This is a genomic window from Kitasatospora sp. NPDC058965, from assembly GCF_042741245.1.
Classification (GTDB): Bacteria; Actinomycetota; Actinomycetes; order Streptomycetales; family Streptomycetaceae; genus Kitasatospora.
In genome coordinates, this window is sequence record NZ_JBHYKG010000002.1 from 1 (window position 1) to 24,442 (window position 24,442).

The window sequence follows — 24,442 nt, forward strand, 5'->3', positions numbered from 1 at the left end:
ACCGTCGCCTTCACCCGCACCACCACCGGATGGGAGCCCGCCCGATGAGCGGTCAGAACAGCAACTCGGGCGCCCGGCCTCGCGAATCATCTGACAGCGTCCGGGTGGTGCTCCGCGGGCTGTGGAGCACCACCCGCGGCGGGCCGGCCGGGCTTCCGGGGGCTGCGCCGGCTAGGCCGAAGAGGTGAATTCGGGTGGGCCTGGTGGCCGCAACGTGAACACAACAGCCATGTTTATCCGTTTTACTCCCTTCTTCACATTCATCCGTAAATAGCCTGTGACTATGCCAATGGCAGGCCCGGCTCGGCCAAAACGGTGTGGGCAGATGGCTGGAAATTGCGTATTGTGACTGCTCGGGTGCTCTGTGGCGCAACGACGTCGGAGTGGTCCGGTCATACCTGCACACCGGCTGACCTGGACATTCACGAACGACCGCCGCGGGGGCCAGGTAACGGGGGGGATCATGCCGCGTTAGGCATCGGCAGGCACGCATGAGCCGGATTGCCCGGCTGCTCAGCGGCCCTGGCGGACAGGGTCCGCTCCCCCGGGGATTTCGCCAAACAGCCCCGGGATTTGACGAGCTGACGGCACGTCAGCATTTCGCCAGCACGATCGCGTTGGGGCAGGAAAGTGACTCAAGGGAATTCCAGCAAGCAGTCGCCGGCGGCTCCGAACCCGCCGGCGCAGCGCCCGGCTCCCGGCCCGCGGCCGCCCGCAGGCGCAGAGCGCACGCCGGTCGTGGTCCGGGAGCGGCGCTACGGGCTCGCCGTCCTGGCGGCCCTCCTGGTGGTCGCCGGCGGCCTGGGCGCCACGGTGCTCCAGCAGAAGGCCGGCCAGCGGGTGTCCGCCGTGAAGGTCACCCAGCGGGTGGCCCCCGGCCAGCACATCACCGCCGCGGACATCGAAGAGATCAAGGTCGCCGCGGACACCCCCGTCAACTTCGTTCACTGGGAGCAGCGCAGCCTCCTGACGAGCCGCTACTTCACGGCCTCCGAGGTCCCGGCGGGCACCCTGCTGACCGGCATGATGCTCACCGAGAAGGTCGGCGTGGCCTCGGATCAGGCGGTTGTCGGGCTGTCCCTGAAGGCGGGCACCTTCCCGCCGGGGATGCGCGAGGGTGACCGCGTCCGGGTGATGTGGGTGGGCCGCAACGCCGCCCAGACCACCGCTGCGGGCGGTGCCAGCGGCGGGACGCCCGTCGGCACGGAACTCGCCCCCAGTGCCACGGTCCGCCAGGTTTTCCAGAACGACAACGGCTCCAGCTCGTCCATGACCCTCAACATCCTGGTCCCTGCCGACAAGGCGGGCGGGATCGCCCAGGCGTCCGCGAACGGCGAGGTGGCTCTGGTGCTGCTTCCCGTCAACGGGCAGTAGGGGGCGTCGAGATGGCATTGATCGTGGTGGGGTCCGCCAAGGGCGCCCCGGGTACGAGCACCGCCGCTCTGGGACTGGCATCGGTGTGGGGGCGCGGCTCGCTGCTGGTGGAGGCCGACGAGAACGGCGGCGATCTGGTCTACCGTCACGCGGGCGACAACGGCGCCGCGCTGAACCCGGAGAAGGGCCTGCTGTCGCTCGCGGTCGCAACACGGGGCGGGCGCCCGATGTCCGTGCCCATGTTGTGGGAGCACACCCAGAAGCTCAACGGCGGGCTGGACGTGCTGGTGGGCCCGTCAGGTCCCGAGCAGGCCACCGCGTGGTCGGGGCTGTGGCTGAACCTGGGCCGGGCGCTGGCGGCGATGGGCGACACCGACGCCATCGTGGACGTGGGGCGCATCGGCCCCAGGTCGTCCAACGCGGACCTGCTCAGCAGCGCTTCCCTGGTGCTGCTGGTGGCTCGTACCCATGCCGAGGATCTGGCGGCCGTGCGCGACCGGGCCGCCGCCGTCGTGGCCCGCCTGGGTGCGGGTGGGGCGCCGGTCGGCATCCTGCTCGTCGCACCCAGGCGCGAGTGGAACCGGGCCGCCGCCGGTCTGGGCCAGCTGCTGGTGGGCGCCGGCGTCGGAGCCGAGGTGCTGGGCTGCATCGAGGAGGACCCCGACGGCGCCGCGCAGCTGGCCGGGCGAAAGGGCGGGCGGGTGGCGAAGTCCAAGCTGCTGCGTTCTGCCCGACTGGTCGTCACCAACATCGGCGGCCGCTACGGACTCGGGCGCGAGAGCTCCGGCCAGCACGCCAGCACCGCCGGCCGCGCAACTGCCGCCGTCTAGGAGATCTGATGGACCACGCACTTGTGCACCAGCTGCGCCGCGACGCCGGGGTCGCGGTGGCGCAGCGGCGCCGCGCCGACGAGGAAGCCGGCCGGCTCCCGATGGACCCGGACACCGAGCGGCAGTACGCCCGCTCGGTGATCAACGACGTACTGAACACGCACTTCCAGGCCGAGGCCGCCAGGGGGATGCCCCTGCCCGAGGCCGCCGAAGAGGCGGAGCTGTCCGAGGCCGTCCACGCCGCGCTGTACGGGGCGGGTCCCCTGCAGCCGCTGCTGGAGGACCCGGAGATCGAGAACATCGACATCCAGGGTGACCGGGTATTCATCACCTACCCCGGTGGTCAGGTCAAGCAGGTGCCGGCGGTCACCGCCAGCGACGACGAGCTGGTCGAGCTGGTACAGACGCTGGCCGCCACCGCCGGTCTGAGCTCCCGCGCTTGGGACAGCGTCAACTGGGAGCTGGACCTGCGCCTGCCCGGCGGCGAACGGCTGTCGGCCGTCATGTCCGCAGGCGAGCGCCCGTGCCTGAGCATCCGCAAGCCTCGCCTGGGCAAGGTCTTCCTGGACTACCTTGTCGAGAACGGCACGATCAGCGAGGAAGGCGCGCAGTTCCTGCGAGCAGCGGTGCTTTCGAGGAAGAACCTGATCATCTGCGGGGCGACCGACTCCGGGAAGACGACCCTGCTGCGCGCGATCGCGAACGAGATCCCCGCGTACGAGCGCCTGATCACGATCGAGGACGTGCGCGAGCTCGGCCTGGACTCGTTCCCGGACCTGCACCCCAACATCGTCGTGTGGGAGGCACGCAAGCCCAACTCCGAGAACCAGGGCGAGATCAGCCTCTCCCGTCTGGTGCGCCGTTCGCTGCGGCAGAACCCGTCCCGTGTGATCGTGGGCGAGGTGCTCGGCGACGAGATCATCGACATGCTGCGCGCCATGACCCAGGGCAACAACGGCTCTCTGTCGACGATCCACTCCGACTCCGCTCAGGGTGTGTTCAACCGCATCGCCCTGTACGCGGCGGCCGCGGAGAAGCCGTTGCCCATGGAGGTGAGCCACATGCTGGTCGCCCAGTCGATCAACTTCGTGGTGTTCATCAGCAAGGTCCGTGACTACCAGACCGGCGAGGAGCTGCGCCGCGTCACCGAGATCCGCGAGGTCAACGGCTTCGACGTCGGACAGGCATCCTCGTCCCGGGTGTTCGCCTACGACGCCGCTTTCGGGACGCTGCGGGCCGACGCCCAGATCAGCTGCCTGAAGGATCTGGAACTGCACGGCTACGTGCCGAGCGGGGGGTGGATGTGAACAACATCCTCCTGTCCCCCGACACCCTGCTGGCGCTGCTGTCCGGCCTCGTCGCCGGAGGCGGCGTGGCGCTGCTGATCGCCTCGCTCGTCGGCTGGCCCCGGCGCGCCAAGACGGGCCCGAACGCCGGGCAGCGGCTGGCCGACTTCGCTCGGCGCCGAGGTGGCGCGGCAGCGATCGCCGGTCTGCTCGTGCTGATCACCACTCAGTGGGTGGTCGCCGCGGCCGCCGTCGCCCTCGTGGTGCTGTTCCGCGACAAGCTGTTCGGCGGTGCCAAGGCCGAGCGGGAGGGCCTGGCCTACATCGAGGGCCTGGCCGGGTGGGTGGAGAGCCTGCGCGACACGCTGGCCGGCGCTGTCGGTCTGGAGCAGGCCATCCAGGCCAGCTCCCGCGCTGCAGCCCCGGCTCTTCGTCCGCACCTGCTGACGATGATCGACCGGCTGCGGGCCAAAACGCCGCTCCAGGCCGCGCTCGACCAGTTCGCCGACGACCTCGGCGACGGCTCGGCGGACGTCATCATCATCGCGCTCAAGGACAACGCCAGGCAGCGCGGACCGGGTCTGCGTGACGTCCTCAGCGAACTCGCCCAGACCGCCCGAGACGAGGCCGACATGCGCCGCCGCATCCTGGCCCAGCGCTCCGGCACGCGGCGCAGCGTACAGATCGTCACGTGGGTCGTCGTGACCATCCCCCTCGGCACCGCCATCTTCAACCCGACGTTCGTCGAGCCCTACCGCAGTGTGCAGGGCCAGGGGGTGCTGACGGTCGTGGTGTTGTTCTTCACCCTGGCGCTGGTGTGGCTGCGGAAGCTGTCCGTCCTCAAGCCGCCGGAGCGTCTGCTCCTTCGTTCGGAGGTGTCCCGGTGATCGCGACGATGGCGGTCGGAGGCGCTTTCGGCCTGGGTCTGTTCCTCCTGGTGCGGGCGCTGCTGCCGAGCCGGGTCAGTCCGGCCCAGGCGGTCGCGCGGATAGACGCCCTGCGCGCGGGCGGCGCTCCTGCCCCGGCGGCCGCGATCACCGCGGCCGGGGCCCAGGAGAGGTTCGTCGGCCGGATCGGGCCCAAGGTGGCCGCGTTCTACGCCAAGCAGGGCTGGACGCTGCACTCCCAGCGCACCAACCTGGCGCTGCTGGACAAGCCCGTCGATGTCTTCCTCGCGCAGAAGGTGCTCTTCGCGGCGGCCGGCCTGCTGGTTGGCCCACTGATCTCCCTGGTGCTGTGGGAGACCGGGTTCGCCAACAGCGCGTTGACCCCGGTGTGGTTGACCCTGGTGGCGATTGTCGGGTGCTTCTTCCTGCCCGACGCGGAGCTGGCCACGGAAGCCACCAAGGTCCGCGCCCAGTACCAGCGGGCCGTGAGCGTCTACATGACGCTCGTGCACCTCAACCTGGCGGGCGGCGCCGGACTGCCGGAGGCGATGAAGGCCGCCGCGGAGTCCTCCAACAGTGCGCCGATGGTGAGGATTCGCCACGCCCTGGTGGAGGCCCGCCTCCAGGGCATCCCCCAGTGGCAGGCGCCGGGGCGCCTGGGTGAGGCCATCGGCCTGCCCGACCTGGTCGACCTGACGTCCACGCTCTCGCTGGTCGCCGAGGACGGCGCGAAAATCCGCCAGTCCCTCAAGGCCCGCGCCGAGACGCTGCGCAGGCGCGACATCGCCCGCATGGAGAGCACCGCCGGCAACAACGGCCAGTCCATGTTGGTCGCCCAGATGCCACTGGTCGCCGGGTTCCTGGTGTTCCTCGGGTACCCCGCGATGCAGTTGCTCACTGCCTTCTGACCACCACTCACCAGTTCTCTGCTACTGCTCCAACCCGAGGGGAATCGCAATGTCCGCACCTGTCATCGAGCCGCAGACCGAGCGCCCGACCCGCATGTTCCAGCCGCTGACCAAGCGTCTGGGTGCCGCGCAGGCCACCCGTCAGGGCCGACGTCGCGACGCCGGCATGTCCGCGGTCGAGTACCTGGGCCTGACGCTCCTGGCGATCATCATCGTCGGGCTGGTCGGGGCCGGCGTGAAGGGCGCCTTCACCACCAAGACCACCAACGTCAGCAACTGCATCACCACGTCCGACTCCACCCAGAACGGGACCGGGACCGGCTGCAAGTAGCACCGGCTGCACTCCGCTGAACTGGACCAGGGCGATGAAGGGGGAACCACTCATGCGGCACCGACCGGGCCCGCGCCGGGCCCGTGGCCGGGGCGACCGGGGATCCATGGCCGTACAGGCCCTCGTGCTCGCGCCGCTGATGGCGGGCATCATCTTCACCCTGGTCCAGTTCGGCATGTACTTCTTCGCCAAGCAGGTCACCGAGGCCGCCGCCCAGGCCGGAGCCCGCAAGGCCCGTGCCACCGCGGACGCGGACCCGCAGGGCTGGACGGACGCGGCGCGCACCACCACCACGGGGCGAATCCAGCAGCTGGGGCCCGCGCTGGTGGGCAACCCGTCCATCACGCCCTACGCCCAGGGGGAGAACGTCGGGGTCGTCGTGACGGCCGACGTGGTCTCCGTGGTGCCCTGGATCCACCTGCACGTCACCTCGCGCTCCGTGGGCCCGATCGAGAGGTTCATCCCCGATGCCGGCTGACACCGTCAGGCGCCGCCGACCAGACGCCGGGTTCAGTGCCGTCGAAGTCGTCATCGCCGCGCCGCTGCTGATGCTGTTCATCCTGGTGCTGGTCGGGCTCGGCCAGATCAGCCAGGCCCAGTCCACTCTGGACGGCACCGCCCGGGACGCCGCCCGGGCCGGCGCGCTGCAACGGGACTGGAGCTCCGCCGTGGCAGCCGCCCGCGACACCGCCAACGCCAACATCGGCGGCACCTGCGCGGGCGGTGTCACCGTCACCCCCAGCGGCAACTTCGTGCCGGGCGGCATGTTCACCATCACCCTGTCCTGCGACGTCCCGGGCCTGCGCTCGTTGGGGATCGGCTGGACCAGGCAGGTCAGCGGAACGTCCACCGCGCCGCTCGACACCTACCGCCGGGTGGCGCCATGACGACCACAACCCGCCGCCGGGCCCGCCGCGCTGACCGCGGATCGGGGGCTGTCGTGGTGATCTTCGCTGCGATCCTGACCCTGATCGTGAGCGGCTTCTTCATCGACACCGGACGTCTGATCCACCAGCGCGAACGCGCCGCCGACGTCGCCGAGCAGGCGGCTCGCTACGCGGCCAACCACATCAGCCCCGACGCCCTGCGCGCCGGAGGCGGCGTCGTCGTCGACACCGCGAACTGCACCGCCAACGTTCAGGCTTTCGTCCTCCAGTCCGGATTCACCAGCGCCGACGCCGACGCCTCCACCTGCACCTCGGCAGCCGGGAACACCGTCAGCGTCCGGGTCCGCCTGACCTACCACCCCTTGCTGATGCACCTAGGCGACGGCCACCCGACGGTGTGGGGCGACGCCACCGCACAAGCAGTGCAGGAACAATGACCCCTGACCACCAGGTCCACAAGGGGACGGGAGACCACACGATGACCACCACCCGCACGCACCACCGGCCGCTGCGCACCGTCTCGGGCGCGGCGGCGGCCGCGTTGCTCGTCGCCGTCCTGGCCGGCTGCTCCTCCAGCGGCTCGAAGGCTTCCGGCGACATCACCGGCGCCCAGACCGCGGCGCCCACCTCCACCTCCTCCTCGCCCTCGGCAGCGCCGAGCACGTCGCCCGGTGCGACGGCGCCGACCTTCGCGTTCCCGGCGGACGTGAGCGTGAAGCTCGACGGGTTCACCGATGCCGACCCGGCCAAGGGCGCCGCTCTGCGCGACCTCGGGTACGCGATGACCGCGTACGAGGAGGGCCTGGCCACCGCGGCGACCGACAAGCCGGCCCTGGCCCGGTACTGGTACGGCCTGGCGGCCGGCGCGGTCACCAAGAGCATCACCGACTACAAGGCCGCGGGCCACCGGATCACCGGCACCAGCCACTTCCTGAAGCCGAATCTGGTGCTCAAGGACCCGACCAGCGCCTCCGCGAGGCTGTGCGAGGACCAGAGCGCCTCGTTCCCCAAGGACCTGACCACGGGCGCGGTCGCCACCGGCTCGCCCAGCGACGACGACTACGTGGCGTGGACCCTGACACTCCAGCACAACGCCGCTGGAGACTGGCAGGTCAGCGCCGCGGACTGGACCCACGGAGCCAAGGAGTGCAAGCCATGACGCCCGATCGCCGCGCTGTCGCCGCCCTCGCCACCGGTGTCCTGCTGGTGTGCGCGAGCGGCCCCGCCTACGCGGGCCAGGGCAACGGCAACGGCTCCTCCACCCCGAACAGCATCGAATCCCACGTCACCATCACCTCCAGTGACACCGGCTCCGCCGCCGGTGCGCAGCACCTGATGTCGGTCGGCAGCGACTGGACGCCTCCCCCGTGCTGGTACGAGCCGGCCTACACGCCCGACGAGTTCGACACCGCGTTCCAGCAGCTGCTGGCCTCCTTGACCGGCGGGATGGGTGAGGAGGCGAAGGCGCAGTACGACAAGCTGAAGGCCGATCAGGACTTCCACCGCGGCCAGGAAGGGCTGTGGTGGGCGATGGTGAAGTCGAAGAAGGCCTGGGACCTGCCCAACAACAGCGCGACCTGCGAGCAGCCGCCGGGCATCGTCTGGGTGCCGAAGAACAGCCCGCCGCCGGGGATGGTCGCGGTGACCCCCGAGATGCTGTCGAAGTTGGCGTACGCCTCGACCAAGCTGCCGCCGCCGGCCGTGAAGCTGTCGCCCGACGCAGGCTCGCAGACGGTCAATCTCCCGACCTACGTCACATTCAACTCGCCGCTGCAACCGGTGACCGTCACAGCGGCCTTGAACTTCGAGGGGCTGAGCATCGCGGCGTCCACGCTCGCGGTGCCGGTCAGTCTGCGCGTCGACGCTGGGACCAACGACGCCGACCCGTCCAGCTGCACCTACCAGTTCGCCAAGACCAGCAGCGGATACCAGGTCGACTCCTCGGGATCCTCCTGCAACATCGACTACCGGCGTTCCAGCCGGGGCGGTACGTACCCGCTGACCGCGGCGGTGACCTGGCGGGTGACCTGGACTCCGTCCACCAATCCGTACGCACAGCCGGCTAACCCGCTGCCGGACGGGATCACCGGCGGCGTCCCGCAGGACGTGACCGTCCGGGAGATCCAGACGATCGTCAGGTAAGACGGGCCAGACAGCAGGACCGATCAAGGAAGGCCGATGGCTAACACACGGATCAAGGCGCCCACCGGCGCGCGCTCGCGCACCCTCGGGGACGTGCTGCGGGCGTTGCTCGCTGGGGTGCTGCTCGCCGCCATCCTGGCCGGCATCCCCTACGGCCTGGTGCGTCTCGTCGGGTGGCCGCTGCCCAGGACCATGCCGGACATGTCGATGCTCACCCAGGCGGTGGGCGTCGACACGATGATCGACATCCTGTCAGTCATCGTCTGGATCCTGTGGGCGCAGTTCGCGTTCTGCGTGGCCGTGGAGCTGCGGGCCGCGGTGTCGGGCATCGACATCGACATCCGCCTCCCGGCCACCGGCACCAGCCAGGCGCTGGCCCGCAAGCTGGTCACCACCATGCTTCTCGTCGGCGCCGGGGCACTGACGGTCAGCCAGGCCGCCAGCGCCGCACCGATCCCCGCCCAGGCCCGGGTCGCCGCCGTCGCCGCCGCCGTCCCCTCGGCCGCTCCGCAGGCATCCGCCGCCAGCGCGGCGGCGACCACGACCGCTTCGGGCCCGGTCTATACCGTGCAGGCCTCGACCAGCTCGCACCACGAAACCCTGTGGGACATCGCCGAGCGCCATCTCGGCAACGGCAAGCGGTACAAGGAGATCTTCGAGCTCAACAAGAATCGCGTCCAGCCCGACGGCGGCCGGATGACCGAGGCTGGGCTGGTGCGCGCGGGCTGGACGTTGGTGATGCCCGCCGACGCCACTGGCCTTCCCGGTGCAGTGGTCGACGGCAGCCGGCACACCGTCACCGTGCAGGAGGGGGACACCCTCTCCAAGATCGCCGAGGAGGAGTTGGGCAGCGCCGACGCCTACCCGCGGCTGCTGGACGCTTCGAAGGACGTCGTCCAGCCGGGCGGGCGGCACCTGGCCAACCCGGACGAACTCTTCCCCGGGGACATCATCGTGATCCCGGCCCCCGCCGCGGCGACGCCGGCACCACCCGCCACCACACCGGCGCCGGCCCCGGCTTCCACGCCGACCCCGCAACCCGCGCCGGCAGATGCTGCCCCCAAGCCCAGTAGCCCGGCGGCGGCGCCGCCGAGCACGCCCTCGCCCGCTCCGAGCCAGTCGGCACCGACCACCGCCCCGGCAGCCACCGCACCCGCGCCCGCTGCCCCGTCCGCGCCCGCCGCCGCCGCACCGCAGGCTCCGGAGGCCACCGAGCCCGCCAGCAGCGACTCCTCCCAGTCGCCGATCTCCGTCCAGCAGGGCGTCGGCGGGATCGCCGCGCTCCTGGGTGCCGGCGCCCTGGCCGTCCTCGCCGCCCGCCGCCGGGCCCAGCAGCGTGAGCGGCGGCCCGGCGAGCAGATCGCCATGCCGCAGGAGACCAGCCAGGCGGAGATGGTCCTCGACCGCACCGCATCCCCCGTGCTGGTCGACCTGCTGGACCGCGCCCTGCGCACCCTGGCCCACCAGCACCCGCAGCACCTGCCCCAGATCATCGGCGCCCGCGTCCAGCAGGACCGGGTGGAGATCCTGGTCGAGGACTCGGACGCGGAGGCGCTGGCTCCGTTCACCGACCGGCCCGGCGGATGGTGGGGTCTGCGCGGAGACCGGGCCGTCCTGCTCAGTGCCGACGATGCCCGGGCGGTGCCCGCCCCCTACCCGGGCCTGGCCACCGTCGGCACCGCTGAGGACGGCACGCTGCTGCTGGCGGACCTGCACCATGCCCGGGTGCTGCTCCTGGACGGCGACGAGCAGAACGTGCGCGAGGTCGCGCGCGGGATCGCGATGGAGGCCGGCACCGCGCTGTGGGCCGACCACATCGAGATCACCACCGCGGGCTTCGGGCTGGAGCTGCAACAGCTCCTCCCCCAGTGCCGCACCATGTTCGCCCCGCGCCTGGCCACCGCGACCGCCGACCTGGCCCGGGTGATAGTGGAGGTGCACCAGGCCGTGCACGAGGGCGGCGAGGAGCCGCAGCCGTGGATGGTGGTGTGCTCCACGGTGCCCTCGCCCGAGGAGCTGTACGAGTTCGCCGACGTCATGGGCAAGGTACCCACCGGGGTCCGGGTCGCGGCGGTACTGCCCGCGGCCGGCCGGGCGACTGAGCTGTTCCCGGACGCCGAGGTGCTCGACGCGAACCAGGTGACGGAACTTCAGTCGCTTGAGTCGCTCGACGCCCAGGTCGTGCTCCAGCGCGTCACGGACGAGGTGTACCGGCAGCTGACCGCCGGCATGACCATCGCCGCCCAGCCGGCCACCCCGGCCGAAGGTGCGTGGGCAGAGGTCCCCGACCCCGACCGCAAGGTGTTCGGCCCCTCCACCGTCCAGAAGGGCGCCGCTGCCCGCAGCCACCTGTCCCTGCTGGCCGCACCCACCAAGGCGCAGCCGGTGGACGCCGACAAGCTGGAGGAGACGGAGTTGGAGATGCAGGAGAAGAGCGTGCCCGCTGCCGCGGGTACGGTCCAGGACCCCGTCGGGCCCGCACCGTCGAAGGCCACCGAGCCGACCGCCACCGAGGCAGTCGAGGACGCCCTGCCGGCACAGGCCGCCGCCGCGGCGGGCGCCGGCTGCGGCGCTTCGGACGAAGCGCCGGACGCGCCCGCCGCGGCCCGTCTCCCCAAGGCCTCGCCGCGGGTGAGCGTGGTCCGCGAAGGCGATGCGCCCGCACCGGCCGACGGGTCCGCTCCGCAGGTCCAGGTACTGGGCCCGCTGCGTATCACCGGGATCGGCGACGCGCCGATCCAGCCGAAGCTGGTGCTGTTGGCGGCACTGCTGCTGTTCAAGTCGGACCGCAGCTACGGGGCGATCGCCAACAACATGGACCCGGTGTCGCCGTGGACCCAGTCAACGATGGACACCCACATGTCCCGCCTTCGGCGCCGGCTGGGGACCGACGCCGCTGGGGAGCCGTACCTGCGGCCCAAGCCGAAGGGCGTCGAGCAGTACACCCTGAGCCATGAGGTGACGTGCGACTACGCCGCCTTCAACTACCTGGCGACCCGCGGGCTCCCGCACGGCGCGACCGGGGTCCTCGATCTGGAGGCCTCGCTCGGTCTCGTGCGCGGCCGCCCGTTCGGCGGGGCCGGCGCCCACACCTGGGCGGCGCCGCTGGTGCAGACGTTCGTCGGTCAGATCGTGGACGTCGCCCACGCGGTGGCCACGCTGCGCATCCAGGACGAGGTGCTCGACATCGACGCGGCCCGGCGGGCGGTAACCGTTGGACTGGACGTCGAGCCGGCCGCCGAGCTGCTCTACCGGAGCTGGATGCGCATCGAGCACCGGGCGGGCAACCCGGCAGGGGTGCGCGAGGTCATCGACCAGGTCCGGCAGATGACTGTCGACATGGGGTGGGACGGGATGCTCCAGGACGAGACGGAGCAGCTAATCGCCCGCCTCACCGCCAAGCCCGCCGCCCGGATGCGCTGAGCGCCCCTCACCACCCGCGGGCCCGGCCGGTGAGCACCGGCCGGGCTCTGTTGCTTCTGCAGATCGAAGAGGTCCCGTGTCCTACTCCCCTGTCGTCCTGGCCCTTGCCGCAGCCCTGGGGCTCGCGGCCGGGGTGTTCGTCGTGCGCCCCGTTGTGTTCGCCTTCACCGTCTACGAGGGATGGCGGCGCACTTGCCCACACTGCGGTTCCCCGGTGCTCGGTGCCGGTGCGGGCGCCTATGCAGACCTGGTGCTGCGCCGTCGGTGCCGCACGTGCAGCACCGACGCCCTCGTGTCAGCGACGGCGCCGGCCGCAGCGGGGATCGTGATCGGCGGATCGGCCGGGGGGCCGATCGGGCCGGCGGCTTGGGTGCCCGAGCTTCTGACCGCTGCTGCCGTGGCCGGGTTCGTCGCCGCAGGGTCCAGCGGGTGGCTGCTGGCGGTGCAGCTGTGGCTCGCGGTGCTCGGCGCAGCGATGGTGCTCATCGACCTGAAGGAGCAGCGGCTGCCGCACCTGCTCACCGGCCTGTCCGCCGCGGGGGTCGTCGTCTACCTCGGGGCGCTGGCCGTCACCGGCTCGGGGTGGCCGGAGCTGGTTCTTCCCTGCCTCGGCGCGGCAGTGGTCGGCGGTGTGCTGTGGCTGATGGAACGTCTGGGCATGCTCGGCATGGGCGACGTCCTCCTGGCTCCGAGCCTGGCCGCCGTCCTGGCATCGCAGAGTGGAGCCACTCTGTACTGGGGCCTCGTGGCGCAGTTCGCTATCGGGTTCGCGATGGGCGGGGCCAGGCTCCTGCTGACCGGGAACCGCGAGGTGGCGCTCGGCCCCGGCCTGGTCCTCGGGGCGCTGGTGGTGAGCGCCGCCGCAGGTTGATCACCAGGCCAGCCGCCCCGGGGGGATTCCCCGATCCGGCCCGGACTGTCGGTCCCTCCCGGCAGGCTGGGCCTTCGTGCTTTCGCGCTCCGGGAACGGTGGTGGTTCGGGTGCCCCGACAGGTGGACGAGGTGACGGCCGTCTCCGTGATGTTGGCTGCGGGGCTGATTCCGCTGGAGCCCCGGCCAGCCAGCGCAGCGAGGCGGGGATGGCGGTGCCGCTGCAAGGCCTGCGGCGCCGAAGTCGCCCCGCACTTCAGCACTGTCCGGGCCGGGGTCGCAGCTCGCGGGGAGGAGTACAGCGGCTGCCGGTTCTGCGCTGCGGCCGAGCGGGGGAGACGGCAGAAGGCTGGCATGGCGCTTAAGGCCGAGGCGCTGATGCGCGCGCACGGGTGGGTACCGTCCACTGCCTACCCGGGGGCCCTGGAACAGTGGCCGTGCCGCTGCGGAGTGTGCGGCAACCAGGTCGAGGTGACGTTCGCGAAGGTCCAGGACCGTGGCCAGGACCGGTGCGGGCCGTGCTCGAAGGAGGCGCTGAGCGCCCGGTTGCTGGCCGGGCAGGCACAGCGCGCGATCGCCGACCTGGTGGCGGCCGATTGGGAACCGCTTGCCAGCTACCCCGGCGCCCACCGCGGGTGGAAGGCCCTCCACGGGGTGTGCGGACAGATCCGCTACCCGCGGCTTTCCGAAATCCGGGCAGGCGAGGTGTGCTGCTCTGCGTGCAACGGCTCAGTGCGGCTCAGCGACGAGGAAGCCGCCGAGTTCATGAGGTCGGCCGGCTTCAAACCGTTGGAGCCCTACCCCGGTAGCCAGGTGCCCTGGCGTGCTCAGTGCCTGCGGTGCGGGGCGATCGGCTCGCCCCGCTACTCGAGCGCCCGCAAAGGCGTCGGGTGTCTGCCGTGCGGGGAGATCAAGAAGTGGTCGTCGCGGAGAGCCAACTTCTCGGTGCAGGCCGAGGCCGAGATGCGGGCAGTCGGCCTGGAGCCGCTGGAGGCGTGCCCTGGAACGCTGGCGCGCTGGCGCTGCCGCCACGTCGCGTGCGGCCGCGAGGTGTACCCGATCCATCACCTCGCCCGGGTGGGGCGCGGGGTCTGCCGGCAGTGCTCGGGGAGCCCGCTGATCGAGGCCGCTGAAGCGGTTGAACGGATCACCACGCTGGGCTTCAGGCCGCTGGAGCCCTACCCGGGCGGGACTAAGGCCCGTTGGCGCATGCAGTGCCTGTCCTGCGAGCTGGTGGTGACCAAGAAGATTCAGGGTGCGGGAGGCTGCCGCAGCTGTCGCCCCTTCGGTGCCAGCCACGGACTGCCCGCCCTCGTCTACGTCCTGCACCACCCAGAGCTCAACGCGGTCAAGGTCGGCATCACCAACATCGGCACGACCCGGCTGGCCGACCACCGCCGCGGCGGCTGGAACACCACCCACACCGAGTACTTCGCCACCGGGGCCGACGCCTACGACGTGGAGCAGGCTGTGCTGCGGCAGATGCGCATCGGTCTGGGTATCCCGCCCTTCGTCTCCCCGGGCCGGATGCGCCAGGGCGGAGCGACCGAGACAGCCGATGCAGCCCTGATCCCTGCGGACGGGCTGTGGGCCCTGGTTCTCCAGGCTCGGGACCGCATCGACACCGAAACGACCGACGCCTACGTTCGGCCACCTGCGCAGTAGCAGCGGACGGAACCAGCGACCCGCTGGCCCTGCCAGCGCCCACCTGTTCGCCCGTAGACCCAGCCGGCAGCCGGGCGATCCGCGATGCTGCGCTCAGCCGCGCCGAGCGAGCGCGGCACTGGTGGAGCAGCGTGACCGACACCTGGACCGGGCGCCCGCAGTGCCTGCCGAGGTTGTCGACCCTGCGCGCCTGGTCCTCGCGGTCGCCATGATGGCATCGCAGCCCTCTGCCGGGTTCGTGCCGCTGGCGGGGTTCACGGTCGTGGCCGACGCCGCGCTCGTGCCTGCGCTGTCCGGTGCGGCCTGCAGGGATCTGGCGCGGTGGTGCAGCGAGGTGGCCGGCCGCTGACGGGGGGAGAAGCGGCGGCGGTCCGGCACCCCGAGGGTGCCGGACCGCCGCCGCTGAGTGCGTGTCAGACGCTGGCGCTCTCCAGCTGCAGCTGCTCCTGGTCCTGCTCCTGGAGCGGGAAGAGGGCCTTCAAGTCGTTGTAGTACCGCTCGACACTGCGCAGGCTCACCGGCTCGTTCTTGCCCCGGGCCCGGAGGTTGAAGGGAGGCTGGTAGAGGTGCTGGGCGAGTTCCTCCCGCTCGGGGTAGCGTCCGTGCTCGGCGACCCACGCGGCGAAGCCGTTGGTCCACACCGGGGGGATGCCCGCAGCCAGCGCTTGGTCCGCGACGTCGCTGGTCGGCTGGTCGGCCTCGGGCGGGGCGCCAGCCTGCATCTCGGGGCGGGTGGTCTCCGCAAGCACCGCTGCGGCCTCCTGCACCAGCTCGCCGGCGCCGCCCGCACCCGCAAGCAAGGTGCGGGAGTCCAGGGCGTCCGACCGCCCGGCCGCAACCGCAAGGCCCGGCCGCTGCTCGGCCCGCACCGCAGTCACCGGCTCAGTGGCCGCACCCGCAAAGCCCTCCGCAAGGGTGCTGACCTGCGAAGACACAAGATCAGCTTGCGGGGGGACCTGGCCTTGCGGGACGTTGCCGCCCACACCCGCAAAGGCCGGGTCGCTCGGTCCCGCACCCGCATACGACTGGAGGGCCGTCTCCCGCAAAGCGGCCGGCCGCCCGTGCGGCGCCCCCGCAACGTCCTCGCCCTCGGGCTGAGCCCGCATCAGCTCCACCGGTTCGCCGATCGCAGCAGGCGCTATCTCGTCCTCCGCGGGAGCCAGCTCCTTGCGCGGAGCAGCAACCGTCGGCAGGTGCTGGGCCGTGCCCGCAGGCATCTCCGCCTGCTGGTGCGGCCGGCCGCCAGCAGCCTTCTCGCGTGCGGCGAAGATCCGGTCGAGCGGGCGGCTGGCGACGCCGGCGGCGGCGAGGCCGTCCGCGTAGGTCACCTCGATCGGCACGCCGAGCTCCGCCAGCTTCAGCGGCAGGTGCGCTGCGGCCGGCAGCTTGCCCTTCGGGCCGACCGGGGCGTCCGTCAGCAAAGTGAGGTAGGCGAGCCGGGCCTGCTCCAGCAGCACCGCCTCGTCCACGCTGCGGATCTCCCACAGCTGCATCCGTCGCCACATCGCCCAGGTCTGCCGGGGGGCGAGCAGCCAGCGCATCAGCCGGATTTTCTCGATCGTCTTGTCGGAGCTCAGTCGCGCGAGCTGGGCGATCGCGTGCCTGGTGGCTTCGCTGATGATGATGAAGAGGATCGGGATGACCGCGTGCATCCCGGTCCCCAAGGGGTCGGGCCAGGATGCCGCGGCGTTGAAGGCGATGGTCGCCACCGTCAGGCCCCACGCGGTGGGGCGCAGCAGCGGGAAAGGGATGCGCAGCCAGGTGAGGACGAGGTCCAGGCCGAGGATCACGAGGATGCCTGCGTCCACGCCGATCGGGAAGGCGTAGGAGAAGCGGCCCATCCCCACGCCGGCGGCAACGTGGCGGACCGCCATGTAGGAGCCGGCGAGGCCGATCAGGGCAACGATCGTGGCGCCCACCGCCACGATCGAGATCAACGCCCAGTGGATCCTGGTCAGGACCGGTCGCGCCACGACACTCCCCCTCTTGCTCTGGTGCTCAAGGGGACACTTTTTCATGCGTCGCGGACGAGGTGCACGGACATACCCGCCTGGCGGTGTGTGGAGCCGCCCGGGCGGGCCATTTGGATACCTAGTGCCATCACTCGACTACGCATGCGGCGTGCTGCTCCCGGCCGTCAGCGGCAGGGGCCCGCCCAGTCGGGCGTCAGGGTTGGGCCGTCGTGCTGGCGACGGGACTGGCTCAGGGGCCGACGGTGAGCCAGGTGATCAGCGATCCGTCGGGGGAAGGGTGGTAGCGCCTGGGGCTTCGGCAGGTAGGGGATCGGCAGGGCCGAAGGCCGTTGGCCGCCCGGACGCCGAAGGCCCGAGAGTATTCGGGCCTTCGGCGTGGGTCGGTCAGATGTTCAACTGCTGAGCGGCTTGGGCGATGAGGGTCGCGCGGCCTTCGATCTCGGCGAGCAGCCCCCCTGTCTCGCTCGGGTCGGCCTCCAGGAGCCGCGGCTGGATGCGGACCAGTTCGCCCTCGGCGTTCTTGAGGAGGTCGAGGATGAGCACGAGGCCCGTGTTCACCGAGGAGGCGGTGCCTTCGGCATCGCGTCCTGGGGCATAGGCCCCGCGGCCCGTGGCCGAGTCGGCGGTCGCGTCGGCGACTGGGCGAGCCTGCCCCTGGGTCGCGGTGGCGGTGCCGCCAGTCCTTGCGGAGGCATCTGCGGTGTCCGGCGCAGGCTCCGTGGCTCGGCTGGCCGACTCCCCAATTGGGGAGTCGGCCGCGCGTGCGGTGATCACGTGCACCTCGGGCTGAACGTCCTGCCGGGTCTTCACCTCGCGGACGAACTTGCCCACCTGAGGGGAGGGAAGCGGGCCGTCGGGCAGCGCCTCGACCAAGTCTTTGAGGATCTTGGCGGTCACCCTTCCGTACTCCTGGGAGGCCGCGTCGTAGAGGGCGACAGCAGTCTCCATCCCCTTGGTCTTGGAGACCGGGACGATCTCACGCACCTGCGACTCGCGCGGCTTGAGGCCGAGCTTGGCAATCCGTTCCCCCAAGCGCCAGGCGTCGACCAGCCGGTGGGCCTGGGACTCGGAGATGTCCCACCGGTCCTGGACGTAGTCCGCGAAGTTGGAGTGCTTCTCGCGGTGGAGCTCGGCCTCCTTGATGGTGTCCAGCGACTTGCCGGCGATCCAGAAGGCGTTCTGGAGGTTCTGGATTCCCGCTTCGCAGGCTTCCAGGTCGGCTTCCTCCTTGGCGCTCAGCGCACCCGTGCCGAGCGGCTTATACGGCGCAGGGATCAGATCGATCGCGGTGCCCGGCAGTGGCTTGACCACCACCTGCCTGGCCGTCTGGTTCGGCAGCACCACGTCCGGCAGCAGCCCGGTGGAGGGCTCATTGCCGTCGCCCTGATCGTCGTCGAATGCGCCCATCAATCAGTCCTGTGCCTTCGTGATCGCTTCAAAAATCTCTGTGGTCAGAGCCATCATGTCGCCCGCAAGCTTCACGCTCGCCTCCGGGATCACGTCCGAATCCTTCGCCCGGCCGGCTGCGACGTCGTAGCTCTTGGGGCTGGTCGGCAACAGCTCGGCAAGCTCGCCGAACAGCAGCCCACGCTTGCGGGCCAACATGGCCGGCTTCTCCCGGTATCCGACAACGGTGCTCAGCATCCGAGCGTTCGGACCGAGAATCTCCAGGACCTCTTCACGCACCATCGCGTGAATGCTGGTGGCACTCGGGTTGGAACCGTAGAGGAAGGCCCCACCCAGCTCCAGGCGGGAGTTGATCCCCCGCTTGCGGACGATGTGGAAGTTCTTTGCGATGCGCTTGATGCCCAGTATTGACGACTCGTCGGATCGCGTCGGGATCCAGAGGCGGCGGGCGGCGCCGAGAGCAAGCTGCTCCAGGGCATCGTTCTCGGGCGCGCCATCGAGGATGATCCGTCCATAGCGATGGCCGATCAGGGACAGGCTGTAGGCGAGGGACTGGTAGACACCGAGCCCCTCCTCCATCTGCCGCAGGGTGAGGAGCTGCTGAACGCGGCCGACAGCATTGCCTCCAGGGACCACATCGAGGTTGGGGCGGACACCACGGATCGGGCGCAGCGGGCCGCGATCGTGGACCGCCCGGTACAGGCCCTCTCCATCCAGAACGGACTCACCCTCCGGGTGTTCCCCGCGCCCGTTCTTGGTGATGCCGAAGTCGTCGTCCTCCTGGCCCGTGATGCAGACCAGCAGTGTCGGAACGCCTTCTGCTGCCGAGCGCCCGGCGAGGTGCGCCGCCACCGTGGACTTCCCGACGCCGCCCTTACCGGTCACGACGATCTCGGCGTTCTCGTGCGGTTCGATGTCCTGCACGTCGGTGTTCAGCACCGGCAACGGCCTCCTGACGGGTGGAACCGCACCCCCATACCTGGTGCGGCTGGCTCGCATCCTCCCATAGCAGACATGGATCGAGACGCTTGCGGGTCGGTCGACTCCCCAATTGGGGAGTTCCCCCGGGCTCCCCAATTGGGGAGCCCGCGCCGTGGTAGGGCACGGACTGGTCAGCGGGCTGACGGCAGCTGGGGAAGACTGGGGGCCGCTGTCGCGATGGGTCCCGGGCCCCGGGTGCGGCGCCCTGAGGGGAGCGCGCCACGGGCGGCGCGCTCGTCAGGCGGTACGTCCCCGCCCCGGTCCGTGCCCGGGGCGGCCGTGCCACCAGATTGCGGTGGGCCTGGGGTCGTGCAGGTGCGCCAGCGTGGAGGTGTCCGGTTGATTCGGCCCCCTCAGCGGTCCGGCCGTGCCGACCCAGCCCGGTTCCGCCTGCGCCGACATGACCTGGTTGATCGTCCACCCGCCGTGGCTCTTCCGGCGTTCCCGGTACAGCGCCTGGCGCAGCGCGTCCTTCCTCACCCCGAGGTACTCAGCGAGCTCGGCGAGGGTCATCACGGGCGGCAGGCCGTCGTCCGCTACCGCGAACGCGGTCTGGGCATCGTCGCGGGATGTGTGCAGGGTGAAGTGCACTGTCGGGTCGACCTGGTTGGGTGCGACGGTGCGGACTTCCACCTTCCACAGCTGGGCGTCGTGCCCGTCGGGGAGGGTGATCACATACCTAGTCAGGGTGACCGTGCGCTCGGCTCCGTGGGCCCGGTCCGAGGCCTTCGACGGGGTGTCGACGGCCAGGGCGACCGCGTCCAGCCAGTTCTCCCACGGCCGCTCCTGCTGGAGCTGCGTCCCGTTCGAGGCACGGGTGCACTGCATGACCAGTTCGGCGGTCTCCGAGAGCCGCTGGTACTCGCGGGCCCACTCGCCGCCGATGTGCGAGGCGTCGGGCTGGTACACCTCGGCCGGCGTGACGACCACGCCGTCCGACCAGACCACGAGGTGGCGTGCCGGGTCGACGTGCAGCGGCGTCAGGCCTGGGACGCGGTCGGACTGCACCTCGTGGATCAGGGTGTGGGCCGCGTGCGGGTTCTGCGTCGCCAGCTGGGCCCGAGCTGACTGCGCGTTGAGCGCGTAGTACGGGCGCCCGTTGGCCCTGGTCAGGCGGACCCGGGTGGCATCGTCCGGGATGACCGGGCTGGCTGATGCCCGGACCGTGTCGAGGTCCAGGGCCTTGCCCAGTTCCCGGTGCGCCGCCGCCACCCGGGCGGGGATCTGCTCGTCGGCCAGGAGGGCGAGGTGGCGGGCCGGCGGTCCGTAGTCCAGGTGCTGGCTGGTCCGGTCCAGAGGCCAGCCCCGGTGCTTCCAGCACGCCGGGAGGTGCCGGGCGAGGGCCCGCGCGTCGTCCAGGTCCTCGAGGCGCCACCAGACCCTAGGCTCGCCCACCGGGGGGCCGAAGGAATACTCGGCCGTCACGTCGCGCGGGTACCAGCCGCCCAGCCACAGCTCCTGCGCCCACTCCGGCGGCAGGTCGTAGTCGCCGACCGGCGGCATGACCAGGTCCAGCAGTGCGGCGGCCTTGGGCAGCATCAGCCGGCTGTCGTCGGGGAGCCCCTGCCGCTCGTACTGAGACCAGCGATCCTCGTGCGCCCAATAGGTGACCCACGATGACTCGGACTGCTGGGGAGTCACCCAAATTTGGGTGACTCCCCAGCGTCGCTTCTCCTCGGCGGTGCGAGGGAGCGCTGCGGGTACGGCGGCCGGGCCGGACGCACCGACGCCCTCGTTGCGGCCGGCCCGGGGTGAGGCGGCGGGGGAGGGGGCGAGGTCACCTATCGCGCCGGATTGAGCGGTGCGGGAAGCCGTAGCGCAGCGAGCCCTGGCACGGCACGCTCCAACGCCGCGACCGCCGCCGCCGGATCCTTCAAACGGCGACGCGGCTCCTGGGTACCAACGAAGTCATCCACACCCTCAGCCTGCCAGAGCGCCACGGCCCGCCCTACGCCCCCCGGGAGCCTGGGGGCTGGTTCCCCTCCGTACGCCGCCGAAAGGTGCCAAGGTAGGTTCGCTCTCAGATGAGGGGGAGGCGTGGGAGTACGGTCAAGAGTTGTGGCGCTTGGAGTCGCGCTGGGTGGGTTGGCGGGCGCCGTTCCGGCCCTTTTGGTTGCTGCCTTCGTGGTGTCAGGGGCTGGCGCCTCCTTGCTAGGGCCTGCCGTGGCACTCGTCATTCTGGGAGCGGCTGCAGGGTTGCTGCCAGGTGCGGCCATGGGGACTGCGTTGGCTCTGTCACCGCCGACGGTCTGGGATCGCGACGCGCACCGGAGCATGCTCGCCGGTGCTGCGGCAGCTGGCATGTTCCTTGCTGAGACGCTGACGTTGGCGGTCGTCGGAGATGGCGGCCCCTGGCTTGGCGCGGCGGTTCTCGGGACCCCTATCGTGCTGTTGGCCGGCTGGTTCCTGAGCGGTCCGGCGACGGCGCCTTTCCGTCGGGCCTCGCACAAGGCAGCGCTCGAAAGCTGTTGACGTGGTCGGCCACCGTGACGAGCACCAATCCCTGCCCAGGTCGAGTGCGGATACGACGAGCTGCCAGCAAGTCGTCGCATGCCGTGGGGGAGACGCGCGCGCGCAGCGACGGCCGCTGCGTCACCGACCTCGGCATGCCCATCCTCGCGGGACCGCCCTCATGACCAAAGTGACCCGACGCGAATATCACTGGCCACACACGAAGGAACGCGGCATGCTGCCGGGCATGATCGACCGCGAGTACGCCAGGCGCATAGCCCAGGAACACCTGGACCGCAGAGCTACGCGGGACGGCTGAAGTGGCCGGCGGTGGTCGCCAAGGTGATCGGCTCCCTCCAGTTCCCGCAGGAGCGGGAGCCCGACCACGTCGCGCACGACTGGGTTCTCTTGGGGGGACTGCACCGTCGTCACGGCGTCGGTGATCGAGCCGCGCTGAGCGTGCCAGCCCGCCCCCCGGTGGCGGGTTCGAGCCGGACGCCGCGTTTCCGGCTCGGGCACCAGCCCTGGCGTGGCAGGCACGATTGGCAGTTGCTCCGCTGGGGCCCAGGTTCTACAGGACGGTGAGGGTGATGACCCACAGGTGCGGGACGGGCGGGTCCGGGAGGATTACGTAGTGGGCGATCAGGTCGGGCAGGACGATCTGCCGGATCGAGTCATCCAGGTCTTCACGGTCGCTCGCCGGCCAGGACCAGGGATCCTCCATCGCCAGCTCCAAGGCGCTTTGGAGCTGCTTACGTTGATGGCCGGTCAGGACGCTGCGGACCAGAGCGGTGGCTTCGCCGGAGAGCCGGGCACGGTAGGGCTGATCGGTCACTGGCCGAAGACGTCCTCGAAGTCGGAGCCGCCCTCTTCGGGCCGGCCGTCCCGGTCCCATGCCTGGACGGCGGCTGCGGTCAGGGCGGCGGCCCGGGCGATCTGAGCCTCGCGGGTGCCGTGGGCCGCGAGGTAATCGGCCGTGACAACCCGGGACAGGTGGGTGTCGAGGTCCACGCCCGCACGGGCGGCCTCGCCTCGGAGGTGGTCGACCAGTCGGTCGTCAAGACGGGCTGTCAACTCAACGGTCATGGACCGATGGTAAGGCGTTGCGGCCCGGTTCTGTAGGGCCGCCAAAAACACCCGTCCAGCCGCACGCCGGAGACGCAAAGGGTGCAGCCTCACCGGCCGCCGACCTGCACCGGCGGCCGGGTCGGGCCAGGTGGCCGAGCACGCAACCGACCGCTCGGCCCGGCATCATCAGCGCCGGCTCGCACACCGGTACGGTTTCACCATGACCCCCACCAAGCTGCAGCAACTCCTGGTCGCCCGCCTGCCCGAGGCGCAGGGCATCGCCTCTGCCGAGGTGTGGCCACAGCGCCCCTACGGGCTGACTGTGGCCCTGGCCGGCGGGGCCAGCGTGCACTGGATGGTGACCGGGGCATCGGGAGTCGCTCCCACGATCGAGCGCAAGGAACCCGACCAGGCGGAGTTCCCGGACCTCACGACGTCCCCGGTCAAGGTCGCCGACATCGAGCTCGCCCTCCAGGCGACCATCCTCCGGGCGGCGGAGGGAGTCCTGCGGGTCAGCCGCTACAGCACTCGGCCCGAGCCCCCCGCTGTGGTGTTCGGTCTGACGGTCGACTGTTCCGACGGCTGGCGGCTGTTCGTCTCCGCGGTCGGGACGAGCTCAGGTCCCGGCGACCGCGTCCGTCCGGTCGCGGCGGGCGCCACCGTCTGACCCCCCGGCCCAGCTGCGCCGGCTCCACCGGTCACACTCCGGCCGGTGTCGCGTCGATCGCTTCGACGCCGTACTTGGCGAGCGCGGTACGCAGGCTCCGGACGTATGCCAGGCGCTGCTGGAGCAGTGCCTCCGCGGCATGGCTGCGGGCCTGGTGCTCCGTAAGAAGCGCGCGGGCCAGGCGCCGCCCGCTGAGTCGGAACGGCTGGTCCGGGTCGAGCGGACTGCGCAGGCCGACGCCGGTGTGCTCGGCGAAGTGCCGCTGGGCATGGATCCTGGCGAGGTCGCGCAGCGCCTTGGCTGCCGCCTTCTCGACTGGGACGACTTCCTGGTGGTGGCGCGACCGCCCTCGGCCGGTGGCCAGCATCTGGCTGAACTGGTGGTGGACGTGGCCGACCACGGCCAGCACGTCGTCCCAGCCGACCAGGACGGCGACGGCCAGGTGGTACTCGACGGCCTCGGCGAGCGCGGCCCGGGCCTCCAGGATGTCGGCGCACGGCAAGCAGGTGCGGATGGTGTGCTGATCCCGGCCGTGCTGGCAGCCCTGTGCGTCGTCGCCTTCTGCGTCGTTGCGGGTCTTCTCCCCGGTGCTGCCGGCGGCCAGTGCCTTCTGGCCCCGGTGCGCTCCGACCGGGCGGGTGTTGTCGCTGTTCACGGTGCTCCTCCAGGTACTGGACTGGTCGGGGACTCGCTCACGGGGTCTGGGTCGGGCGGACGGTGGCGTCCGGCCGCTCGCGGGACGGGCGGGTGACCTGCTGCTGGCCGCGCTGGTCGAGGCGGGACTGCTGCTGGTGCGCGGCGGTGCGGCTGCTCAGGATGGTGCGCCGGCATTCGGCGGCGGCCGCGGTGACGGTCGCTCGGGTGGCGGGCGGCCCGGCTGGCGCGGTCGCGGCGGTCTCGACCCGGCGCTGCCGGCAGCGGGGGCAGCCGTGGTCGGCGTCGAGCAGCCAGCCGTCTTCGCAACGGGGCTCCGGGCAGGCGGGCGCGACGAGCAGGGCGTAGGCGATCTCGTCGGCCCGTTCGGCGATGTGACCGGCGGGCAGGTGGGCGTAGGCCGCGAAGAAGCGCCGTTCCAACCGTTCCCGGAGCTGGGCGGGTGTGCGGTGCCGGAGCTGATCAAGAACGACCTCGCGCACCGCGACAGGGATTCCGCCGCGCCGCTGGAGGGCGGTCAGCAGCACCGGCGGGTAGGCCTGGGTGACCCAGACCCCGGGGTGCTGGCCCTGCGCCGGGCCGGCGGTGTGCCTCATGTTCATGGTCAACTCCCGTGCCTGGTCATGGTGGTCATCGGG

Annotated in this window: 24 protein-coding genes; 16 read left to right on the top strand and 8 right to left on the bottom strand. The window is 71.2% G+C overall.

Annotation, left to right across the window (positions count from 1 at the left end):
* Positions 1-738 precede the first annotated feature (738 nt).
* From ACFW1A_RS00560 to ACFW1A_RS00630, 15 genes are all read left to right on the top strand, one after another.
* Positions 739-1,374 carry a hypothetical protein gene (locus ACFW1A_RS00560; RefSeq protein ID WP_380401608.1) on the top strand — a complete coding sequence of 212 codons (636 nt, stop codon included), beginning with the start codon at positions 739-741 and terminating at the stop codon, positions 1,372-1,374.
* A gap of 11 nt (positions 1,375-1,385) precedes the next feature.
* Positions 1,386-2,204 carry a hypothetical protein gene (locus tag ACFW1A_RS00565; protein ID WP_380401611.1) on the top strand — a complete coding sequence of 273 codons (819 nt, stop codon included), beginning with the start codon at positions 1,386-1,388 and terminating at the stop codon, positions 2,202-2,204.
* Between the two features lie 8 nt (positions 2,205-2,212).
* On the top strand, positions 2,213-3,511 hold the full coding sequence (locus tag ACFW1A_RS00570) for a CpaF family protein (RefSeq protein ID WP_380401614.1): 1,299 nt from the start codon (positions 2,213-2,215) through the stop codon (positions 3,509-3,511).
* A complete protein-coding gene (locus tag ACFW1A_RS00575; RefSeq protein WP_380401617.1) occupies positions 3,508-4,377 on the top strand; it encodes a type II secretion system F family protein in 870 nt (289 codons plus the stop codon). Before ACFW1A_RS00570 ends, ACFW1A_RS00575 begins: the two co-directional genes overlap by 4 nt.
* Positions 4,374-5,285: a type II secretion system F family protein gene (locus ACFW1A_RS00580; RefSeq protein ID WP_380401620.1), complete on the top strand. Its 912-nt coding sequence runs from the start codon at positions 4,374-4,376 to the stop codon at positions 5,283-5,285. Before ACFW1A_RS00575 ends, ACFW1A_RS00580 begins: the two co-directional genes overlap by 4 nt.
* 49 nt (positions 5,286-5,334) lie before the next feature.
* Positions 5,335-5,616, top strand: coding sequence for a hypothetical protein (locus tag ACFW1A_RS00585; RefSeq protein ID WP_380401623.1), 282 nt, complete (start codon positions 5,335-5,337; stop codon positions 5,614-5,616).
* A gap of 106 nt (positions 5,617-5,722) precedes the next feature.
* Positions 5,723-6,094 carry a TadE/TadG family type IV pilus assembly protein gene (locus tag ACFW1A_RS00590; protein WP_380401626.1) on the top strand — a complete coding sequence of 124 codons (372 nt, stop codon included), beginning with the start codon at positions 5,723-5,725 and terminating at the stop codon, positions 6,092-6,094.
* Positions 6,084-6,503, top strand: a complete 420-nt coding sequence (locus ACFW1A_RS00595; RefSeq protein ID WP_380401628.1) for a TadE/TadG family type IV pilus assembly protein — start codon at positions 6,084-6,086, stop codon at positions 6,501-6,503. Before ACFW1A_RS00590 ends, ACFW1A_RS00595 begins: the two co-directional genes overlap by 11 nt.
* On the top strand, positions 6,500-6,940 hold the full coding sequence (locus tag ACFW1A_RS00600; protein ID WP_380401631.1) for a TadE/TadG family type IV pilus assembly protein: 441 nt from the start codon (positions 6,500-6,502) through the stop codon (positions 6,938-6,940). Before ACFW1A_RS00595 ends, ACFW1A_RS00600 begins: the two co-directional genes overlap by 4 nt.
* A gap of 41 nt (positions 6,941-6,981) precedes the next feature.
* Entirely contained in the window at positions 6,982-7,662 is a 681-nt protein-coding gene (locus ACFW1A_RS00605; protein WP_380401634.1) for a hypothetical protein, read from the top strand.
* Positions 7,659-8,645: a hypothetical protein gene (locus ACFW1A_RS00610; RefSeq protein ID WP_380401637.1), complete on the top strand. Its 987-nt coding sequence runs from the start codon at positions 7,659-7,661 to the stop codon at positions 8,643-8,645. Before ACFW1A_RS00605 ends, ACFW1A_RS00610 begins: the two co-directional genes overlap by 4 nt.
* Before the next feature lie 36 nt (positions 8,646-8,681).
* The gene (locus ACFW1A_RS00615; RefSeq protein ID WP_380401640.1) at positions 8,682-12,068 is read left to right on the top strand and encodes a LysM peptidoglycan-binding domain-containing protein; all 3,387 of its coding nucleotides are present in this window, start codon (positions 8,682-8,684) and stop codon (positions 12,066-12,068) included.
* Positions 12,069-12,144: 76 nt separating this feature from the next.
* Positions 12,145-12,939 (top strand): prepilin peptidase, encoded by a 795-nt coding sequence (locus ACFW1A_RS00620; RefSeq protein WP_380401644.1) that lies wholly within the window; start codon positions 12,145-12,147, stop codon positions 12,937-12,939.
* 353 nt (positions 12,940-13,292) lie between these two features.
* Positions 13,293-14,603 carry a hypothetical protein gene (locus ACFW1A_RS00625; RefSeq protein WP_380401647.1) on the top strand — a complete coding sequence of 437 codons (1,311 nt, stop codon included), beginning with the start codon at positions 13,293-13,295 and terminating at the stop codon, positions 14,601-14,603.
* A 121-nt stretch (positions 14,604-14,724) separates the two neighbouring features.
* Complete coding sequence (locus tag ACFW1A_RS00630; protein ID WP_380401650.1) at positions 14,725-14,952, top strand: hypothetical protein; 228 nt, start codon at positions 14,725-14,727, stop codon at positions 14,950-14,952.
* A gap of 64 nt (positions 14,953-15,016) precedes the next feature.
* On the opposite strand, the gene ACFW1A_RS00635 is transcribed toward ACFW1A_RS00630, so the two are convergent.
* The 6 genes from ACFW1A_RS00635 to ACFW1A_RS00660 form a co-directional block, all read right to left on the bottom strand.
* Positions 15,017-16,540: a DUF2637 domain-containing protein gene (locus ACFW1A_RS00635; protein ID WP_380401653.1), complete on the bottom strand. Its 1,524-nt coding sequence runs from the start codon at positions 16,538-16,540 to the stop codon at positions 15,017-15,019.
* A 420-nt stretch (positions 16,541-16,960) separates the two neighbouring features.
* Positions 16,961-17,983, bottom strand: a complete 1,023-nt coding sequence (locus ACFW1A_RS00640; RefSeq protein ID WP_380401657.1) for a hypothetical protein — start codon at positions 17,981-17,983, stop codon at positions 16,961-16,963.
* A gap of 3 nt (positions 17,984-17,986) precedes the next feature.
* The gene (locus ACFW1A_RS00645) at positions 17,987-18,922 is read right to left on the bottom strand and encodes a ParA family protein (protein ID WP_380401660.1); all 936 of its coding nucleotides are present in this window, start codon (positions 18,920-18,922) and stop codon (positions 17,987-17,989) included.
* Positions 18,923-19,201: 279 nt separating this feature from the next.
* Positions 19,202-20,503 (bottom strand): hypothetical protein, encoded by a 1,302-nt coding sequence (locus ACFW1A_RS00650; protein WP_380401664.1) that lies wholly within the window; start codon positions 20,501-20,503, stop codon positions 19,202-19,204.
* Between the two features lie 1,483 nt (positions 20,504-21,986).
* On the bottom strand, positions 21,987-22,250 hold the full coding sequence (locus tag ACFW1A_RS00655; protein ID WP_380401667.1) for a hypothetical protein: 264 nt from the start codon (positions 22,248-22,250) through the stop codon (positions 21,987-21,989).
* Positions 22,247-22,501 carry a hypothetical protein gene (locus ACFW1A_RS00660; protein ID WP_380401669.1) on the bottom strand — a complete coding sequence of 85 codons (255 nt, stop codon included), beginning with the start codon at positions 22,499-22,501 and terminating at the stop codon, positions 22,247-22,249. The genes ACFW1A_RS00655 and ACFW1A_RS00660 overlap by 4 nt, the downstream gene beginning before the upstream one ends.
* A 202-nt stretch (positions 22,502-22,703) precedes the next feature.
* Between ACFW1A_RS00660 and ACFW1A_RS00665 the strand changes: the two genes are divergently transcribed.
* The gene (locus tag ACFW1A_RS00665) at positions 22,704-23,150 is read left to right on the top strand and encodes a hypothetical protein (protein WP_380401672.1); all 447 of its coding nucleotides are present in this window, start codon (positions 22,704-22,706) and stop codon (positions 23,148-23,150) included.
* Between the two features lie 31 nt (positions 23,151-23,181).
* On the opposite strand, the gene ACFW1A_RS00670 is transcribed toward ACFW1A_RS00665, so the two are convergent.
* The gene (locus ACFW1A_RS00670; protein ID WP_380401675.1) at positions 23,182-23,805 is read right to left on the bottom strand and encodes a hypothetical protein; all 624 of its coding nucleotides are present in this window, start codon (positions 23,803-23,805) and stop codon (positions 23,182-23,184) included.
* Positions 23,806-23,842: 37 nt separating this feature from the next.
* Positions 23,843-24,406, bottom strand: a complete 564-nt coding sequence (locus ACFW1A_RS00675; RefSeq protein ID WP_380401678.1) for a hypothetical protein — start codon at positions 24,404-24,406, stop codon at positions 23,843-23,845.
* Positions 24,407-24,442: the final 36 nt, after the last annotated feature.

Coding starts and splice junctions, on each gene's coding strand:
- ACFW1A_RS00625 (WP_380401647.1), top strand. CDS start 13,293: ATGGCGCTTAAGGCCGAGGCGCTGATGCGCGCGCACGGGTGGGTACCG.
- ACFW1A_RS00675 (WP_380401678.1), bottom strand. CDS start 24,406: ATGAACATGAGGCACACCGCCGGCCCGGCGCAGGGCCAGCACCCCGGG.
- ACFW1A_RS00650 (WP_380401664.1), bottom strand. CDS start 20,503: ATGCTGCCCAAGGCCGCCGCACTGCTGGACCTGGTCATGCCGCCGGTC.
- ACFW1A_RS00605 (WP_380401634.1), top strand. CDS start 6,982: ATGACCACCACCCGCACGCACCACCGGCCGCTGCGCACCGTCTCGGGC.
- ACFW1A_RS00590 (WP_380401626.1), top strand. CDS start 5,723: ATGGCCGTACAGGCCCTCGTGCTCGCGCCGCTGATGGCGGGCATCATC.
- ACFW1A_RS00615 (WP_380401640.1), top strand. CDS start 8,682: ATGGCTAACACACGGATCAAGGCGCCCACCGGCGCGCGCTCGCGCACC.
- ACFW1A_RS00640 (WP_380401657.1), bottom strand. CDS start 17,983: ATGGGCGCATTCGACGACGATCAGGGCGACGGCAATGAGCCCTCCACC.
- ACFW1A_RS00585 (WP_380401623.1), top strand. CDS start 5,335: ATGTCCGCACCTGTCATCGAGCCGCAGACCGAGCGCCCGACCCGCATG.
- ACFW1A_RS00600 (WP_380401631.1), top strand. CDS start 6,500: ATGACGACCACAACCCGCCGCCGGGCCCGCCGCGCTGACCGCGGATCG.
- ACFW1A_RS00610 (WP_380401637.1), top strand. CDS start 7,659: ATGACGCCCGATCGCCGCGCTGTCGCCGCCCTCGCCACCGGTGTCCTG.
- ACFW1A_RS00665 (WP_380401672.1), top strand. CDS start 22,704: ATGACCCCCACCAAGCTGCAGCAACTCCTGGTCGCCCGCCTGCCCGAG.
- ACFW1A_RS00660 (WP_380401669.1), bottom strand. CDS start 22,501: ATGACCGTTGAGTTGACAGCCCGTCTTGACGACCGACTGGTCGACCAC.
- ACFW1A_RS00595 (WP_380401628.1), top strand. CDS start 6,084: ATGCCGGCTGACACCGTCAGGCGCCGCCGACCAGACGCCGGGTTCAGT.
- ACFW1A_RS00570 (WP_380401614.1), top strand. CDS start 2,213: ATGGACCACGCACTTGTGCACCAGCTGCGCCGCGACGCCGGGGTCGCG.
- ACFW1A_RS00565 (WP_380401611.1), top strand. CDS start 1,386: ATGGCATTGATCGTGGTGGGGTCCGCCAAGGGCGCCCCGGGTACGAGC.